General features: G+C 73.3%; 5 protein-coding genes. 3 read left to right on the top strand and 2 right to left on the bottom strand.

Annotation, left to right across the window (positions count from 1 at the left end):
- Nucleotides 1-444 precede the first annotated feature (444 nt).
- Both B5D66_RS24745 and nhaA read left to right on the top strand, forming a co-directional pair.
- A complete protein-coding gene (locus B5D66_RS24745) occupies nucleotides 445-657 on the top strand; it encodes a hypothetical protein (RefSeq protein WP_078764239.1) in 213 nt (70 codons plus the stop codon).
- 232 nt (nucleotides 658-889) lie between these two features.
- Nucleotides 890-2125 (top strand): Na+/H+ antiporter NhaA, encoded by a 1236-nt coding sequence (gene nhaA, locus B5D66_RS24740; protein WP_144390355.1) that lies wholly within the window; start codon nucleotides 890-892, stop codon nucleotides 2123-2125.
- 723 nt (nucleotides 2126-2848) lie between these two features.
- On the opposite strand, the gene B5D66_RS24735 is transcribed toward nhaA, so the two are convergent.
- Nucleotides 2849-3358: a flavoprotein gene (locus tag B5D66_RS24735; RefSeq protein ID WP_078764237.1), complete on the bottom strand. Its 510-nt coding sequence runs from the start codon at nucleotides 3356-3358 to the stop codon at nucleotides 2849-2851.
- Between the two features lie 329 nt (nucleotides 3359-3687).
- Nucleotides 3688-4560, bottom strand: coding sequence for an aldo/keto reductase family oxidoreductase (locus tag B5D66_RS24730; RefSeq protein WP_078764236.1), 873 nt, complete (start codon nucleotides 4558-4560; stop codon nucleotides 3688-3690).
- A 130-nt stretch (nucleotides 4561-4690) separates the two neighbouring features.
- On the opposite strand from B5D66_RS24730, the gene B5D66_RS24725 reads away from it, so the two are divergent.
- Nucleotides 4691-5134, top strand: a complete 444-nt coding sequence (locus tag B5D66_RS24725; protein ID WP_078764235.1) for a winged helix-turn-helix transcriptional regulator — start codon at nucleotides 4691-4693, stop codon at nucleotides 5132-5134.
- Nucleotides 5135-5664 lie beyond the last annotated feature (530 nt).

Below are 5664 nucleotides of genomic sequence, written 5' to 3'. Positions count from 1 at the left end.
CCTCGGGACCATCCCCGCGTGCGCGGGGAGCACGTGTACCGCTCGTTGTGGTAACCGCCGATAAGGGGACCATCCCCGCGTGCGCGGGGAGCACCTGCCGAGGCGTTGGTTGGTGTCGGCGGCCTGGGGACCATCCCCGCGTGCGCGGGGAGCACTCTTATTGACCTGGGACGTTACCAGCGGCACCCCCTGGTTTCGACCACTTCTTAAGAAAAGGGCGAAACTCGCATCCGGCAACAGAACAGGCAATAGGACACCAGCCGTACCGGACTGGCCCGTGGCTTGTCAGCCATTCCGTCACGAAATCACGAAATGAGGCGGGCCGGGGAACGGTCTCGCCCCGTGACCTCTCCTACGGTTCAAGAACCCGCTCGGCACCGCCTCGCGCTCGTCGCGATAGGGAGGGGGCGCCTCCCTCCGCTCGCCTGCTGGTAGCGTGATGGCGTGTTCACCACCGCCATCAGCTCCCGCCACGGGTTCCGCGTGTCCTCGCGCGTGTTCCTGCGTGGGACCGCTGTGGCGCGCTGGGCTCCCACCTGGCCCGAGGGCGTGCTGCGTCACGCCGGCACCAACGGATGGTTGAGCTCCTGGGGCACCAACGCCCACGGTGAGATCGCGGGCTGCCCGCCGGGACGGCGCGTGCGCCGAGCCGCGTAACGCGGCCTCTCCCCCACACCGTCCTCTTCCGGACGGTGTCCGTCCCGTCTTTCCCACCCGCGCCCTCGTGCCGACGGCCTGGCCTCGCATGCCTCGCCACGCTATCGGCATGTCCGTGGCGCGGCCGATGCCTGTGAGGTCTCCTCCCCATGTCTTCCATGTCGCCGGGCCGTCCGACGGCCCGCGCCCGTTTCCTCTCCGCCGTCACGCCGCTGGACGGGCGGTGATGGCGATGACGTCCCGTCTGGCCGACGCCCTGCGTCGCGACACCGTGGGCGGTTTCCTGCTGATCGGGGCCGCCGTGATCGCCCTGGTATGGGCCAACTCGCCCTGGGCCGCCTCCTACGAGGCCCTGCGCGGTCTCACCTTCGGCCCCGAGTCGCTGCACCTTCGCCTGCCGGTGGAGGCGTGGGCGGCCGATGGCCTGCTCGTGGTGTTCTTCTTCATCGTGGGCAACGAGCTCAAGCACGAGTTCACCCACGGCGAGCTGCGCAACCCGCGCCGGGCGGTGCTGCCCATCGTCGCCGCCCTGTGCGGGGCGGCCGTGCCCGCGCTGATCTTCACCGCCCTCACCTGGGGTGACGCCGGGGCCGTGCGCGGGTGGGGGATCCCGATGGCCACCGACATCGCCTTCGCGGTGGCGATCCTCGCGGTGGTGGGCCGCCACCTGCCTCCCGCGCTGCGGACCTTCCTCCTGACGTTGGCGATCGTCGACGACCTGGTGGCGATCGTGGTCATCGCGGCGTTCTACACCGACCATCTCGCGCTGCTCCCCCTGGCCGGGGCCGTGCTGCTGCTCGCCGTCTTCGGCTACCTGCAACGAGGCGTCGGGCCGCTGGCCTCCACGCTGGCGCGGGCGGGCCTCGCGTCGGCCGTGGTGTGGGTGCCGCTGGCGGTCGCGATCTGGACGCTGACGCACGCCAGCGGTGTCCACGCCACCATCGCGGGCGCCTCCATGGGCCTTCTCATGCGCACGCGGACCCACCCCGGCGAGACGGCGCCGCCCGGTGTCCGAATGGAGCACCTTCTGCGCCCGTGGGCGATGGGGCTGGCCCTGCCGTTGTTCGCGTTGTTCTCCGCCGGGGTGGCGTTCAGCGACCCGGCGGGGCTGTTCACCGAGCCGGTCGCGCTGGGCGTCATCGCCGGCCTCGTCCTCGGCAAGCTGGCGGGCATCGCTGGAGGGGCGTGGCTGACGACGAAGGTGACGCCGGCCGAGCTCAACCCGTCCCTGAAGTGGATCGACATCGTCGGCATGTCGCAGCTCGCCGGGATCGGGTTCACCGTCTCGCTGCTGATCAGCGAGCTGTCCTACGCGGGCGACGCGGTGCTGCTGGCCAACGCCAAGGGCGCCGTGCTCGTCGCGTCCGCGCTGGCCACCCTCTTGGCGGCCGTCATCCTGGGGGCGCGCAGCGCCCACTACCGGTCGCTCTCCGGCGTCCGCGACGTCCGCACGCCGGTCCGGGAGTGACACAGCCCCGCCGGGCGAATCGGTGTGGCGTCCCGCGCGCGACGGCGGGCGACCGCCCGCGCGTGGGCGCCGTGCCGCAGTGGACGGCCGGGCGGCCACGGGTCCGGGACGTCCGCCACGGCCCGGCCGCGTCTGACGGTCGCAGCGTGGTGGGGCGAACGGAGCGCTGCCCGAGCGATGCCGGGGCCGCGCCGGCCCAGGCGGGCCGTCTTCGCCAAGGTGGCGCGGGCGTGCTACCCGATGCCGGTCCGGAGCGGCTGCGGATCCCGTCCTCCGGTCCCGCGCCGCGTCTTCGGCGAGGCGCGGCCGGCCGCCGCCACGTCCGGCGCGCGGTTCCGGCGGGGATCGGGATCGAGGCGTACGCTCGGCCCACCACGGCCGGACCTCCGGCCGGAGCGGCCGGGGCCAGGGGCGCGTGCCGGGGTCCGAGACGCCGGCCCGTGTCCCTGGCCACCGTCGCCCGGCGGCCGTCGCGGGGCGAGCGGTGACACGGCCACCGTGCCGTGCCCAGCGGACCGCTTCCGGTCACAGGCCGGCGGCCTCGGCCTGGCCGTCCGACGGCGGTGACGCCACCGAGGCCGGCCGGTCGGCATCCCCGGGAACAACCCCTCCGTCTCCTCCTGAGGGCGGGCCGGCGGCGCAGGCCGCCGCGTCCGGGGCGGCCTCGTCCCCACCGCATGCCGCGTCCGCCGGCACGCTCCACGCGCGCGACCACCCGAACTCCTAGGAGATCGCGGCGAGGGTGGCGACGACCTCCCGCCAGGACGGGATGCGCCGCTCCTCGGGGGCGTCGGGGTCGTGCAGGACGGTGACGGCGGGCATGGAGCGCAGCGTCTCCAGGCTCCGCTGGAAGGCCGGGTGGCTCGCGAGCTGGGGTTCGCAGTGCGGGACGACGAGGGTGGGCACCCCGTGGCCGGCCATCTCGCACAGCAGGCCGATCGCGAAGCAGTCCGCGATGCCCTGGGCGAACTTGTTCGTGCTGTTGAAGGTGAGCGGGCAGGCCAGCACCGCGTCGGACGGCGGCAGGCTCCTGCCCGTGCCGGGCATCCGGTACTCGAGCCGAACCCGCTCGCCGGTCGGCCTCTCCAGCTCGTCGGGGTCGTGGAAGCGCGTCCCGGTCGGGGTGGACAGCACGAGCACCGTCCACCCCTCCCGTTGGAGTGCCGTGACGAGCGCGGGAACGCCTTCGGGGGCGAGGCCGCGGAGACCCACCGGGTAGAGCGTTTTCGCCATGGTGCGCGGTGTAGGAGCGCGCCTCCGCCATCGGCGCGGCCCGTCCTCGGACGCGCGGGACCCGCGGCGTAACGGCCATGCCCGAACCCGGCCGCCCCGGTCCGTCCCGCGCGGGGGTGTGAAGTCCGCGCGGACAGGCGAGGGTCTCGGCGACATGGCGGGCACAGGTCCCCGTGACCATGGGGCTGCGGCGCCCTGTGACCACTGGGGAGACCCGCGCCCGTCCTTCCAGCGTGGCCGGCCGGTCCGCCGTGGGGCCGGTCCACGGCCACCGCCACCCCAGCGCTCCCCGGCCGATCCGGCCCACTCGCTGGGAGGCCCCGCGAGGGTCAGCGGCCGATCTTGTCCAGCTCTGCGAGATCGTCGTCGGAGAGCGAGAGCCCCGCGCCCGTGACGTTCTCGCGCAGGTGCGCCACCGACGAGGTGCCGGGGATCAGCAGGATGTTCGGCGACCGCCGCAGCAGCCAGGCCAGAGCGACCGACATCGGCGACGCGCCCAGCCGGGTGGCCACGGCCGTGAGCGCCGAGGCCTGCAACGGGCTGAAGCCGCCGAGGGGGAAGAAGGGCACATAGGCGATGCCCTGCTCGGCGAGTTCGTCGATCAGCTCGTCGTCGTGGCGATGGGCGAGGTTGTACATGTTCTGCACGCACACGATCGGTGCGATCGAACGCGCCTCGGCGACCTGCTCCGCTGTCGCGTTGCTCACGCCAAGGTGCCGGATCAGCCCCTGCCGCTGGAGGTCGACGAGCGTCTCGAACGCCTCCGCGAGCGAACCGGGCACGGGCCCCTGGGCGTCGCCGAGCCGGAGGTTGACCACGTCCAGCGTGTCGAGACCGAGGTTCTCCAGGTTCTCCTGGACGGCCCGGCGCAGCTCGTCGGGCCTGCGCGCCGGGGGCCAGCCTCCCGCCTCGTCCCGGATCGCGCCGACCTTGGTCACGATGTGCAACGAGTCGGAGTAGGGGTGCAGCGCTTCGCGGATCAGCCGGTTGGTGATGTGGGGTCCATAGGCGTCGGCGGTGTCGATGTGGGTGATGCCGAGACCGACGACCTCGCGCAGGACGGCGAGCGCGCCGTCGCGGTCGGCCGGCGGACCCATGACCCCGGGGCCGGCGAGCTGCATGGCGCCGTAACCGAACCGGGTGACGGTCAGGTCGCCCAGGGACCAGGTGCCGCCGGGAAGCGAGACGGAGGGGGTGGTCATGGTGTGCCTTTCGTGTCGAGCCAAGGGCTGGTGCCTGACGGCACCTTGCACCACTATTGGTGCGTGGCTTCCTGATGGGAAGTAGGCACTTCGAAGTGCGTAGGGCACCCGCGGGTGAGAGGAAGGCTCCATGGCGACGATGACGGCGGCCCAGCAGAAGGCTCAGGCCAAGGCGGAGTACGACGCCTTCCTGGCGGCCTGCCCCAGCCGCAAGCTGCTCGACCGGATCTCCGGCAAGTGGGTCACGCTGATCTTGGCCGCGCTCGGCAGCGGCAGCGCGCGGCAGCCCGGCGCCGACTGCGCCGGCGAACCCCGGGCGATGCGCTACTCGGAGCTGCAACGCCTGCTGTCCGGCGTCAGCCAGAAGATGCTCACCCAGACGCTGCGCTCCCTGGAGCGCGACGGCCTGGTCTCCCGCACCGTGGTGCCGACCGTGCCCGTCACGGTCTCCTACGAGCTGACCGATCTCGGCCTGTCGCTGTACGAGATGACGCGCGGCCTCAAGTCCTGGGCCGAGGCGCACATGGACGACGTGCTCGCCAACCGCGAGACCTACGACGCCCGCGCCGACTGAACCACGACAGGGGCGCTGATCGGCGGGAACCGTCCGCGCGCACGGGTCCGGGCAGGTGGCCGGGGCTCACGGGCGTCGCTTCGGGCGGTCATCCCAGCGGTGGGTGGCCCAGGCCCGGCGGACCAGGCCGAGGGCGCTGATGATCGTGTCCGCGGGGGGCGGAAGGCGTTGACGACGGTCGCGCGGCACCCGTGGCGGCGGGCAGGCCGGTGGAGTGCGTTCCACCAGGCGTGCGCGCGCTCGACGCGCCATCGCTGACCGGCCCGAATCGGCGCCTTCCCACCCTTGCGCGCCGTCGTACCGTCGTGCCGTCGGTACCGGCCCATCCCCGCGTGCGCGGGGCTCACGGCACCGTCCTCGAACAGGTGCTGCCCTTCGCCGGTCCATCCCCGCGTGCGCGGGGCTCACGCATCGCCGTCCTCCCGGTCACGCCGCGCCGCCGGTCCATCCCCGCGTGCGCGGGGCTCACACCCCGGGGATGCAGCGTGAAACGTTCAAGGTCGGTCCATCCCCGCGTGCGCGGGGCTCAC

Origin of the sequence: Marinactinospora thermotolerans DSM 45154, from assembly GCF_900167435.1 — a bacterium.
GTDB lineage: Bacteria > Actinomycetota > Actinomycetes > Streptosporangiales > Streptosporangiaceae > Marinactinospora > Marinactinospora thermotolerans.
This window is presented reverse-complemented; position numbering and strand designations above follow the sequence as displayed.

Bases quoted from the DNA above. Each gene is read 5' to 3' on its own strand.
- B5D66_RS24735 (WP_078764237.1), bottom strand. From the start codon at position 3,358: ATGGCGAAAACGCTCTACCCGGTGGGTCTCCGCGGCCTCGCCCCCGAA.
- nhaA (WP_144390355.1), top strand. From the start codon at position 890: ATGACGTCCCGTCTGGCCGACGCCCTGCGTCGCGACACCGTGGGCGGT.
- B5D66_RS24730 (WP_078764236.1), bottom strand. From the start codon at position 4,560: ATGACCACCCCCTCCGTCTCGCTTCCCGGCGGCACCTGGTCCCTGGGC.
- B5D66_RS24725 (WP_078764235.1), top strand. From the start codon at position 4,691: ATGGCGACGATGACGGCGGCCCAGCAGAAGGCTCAGGCCAAGGCGGAG.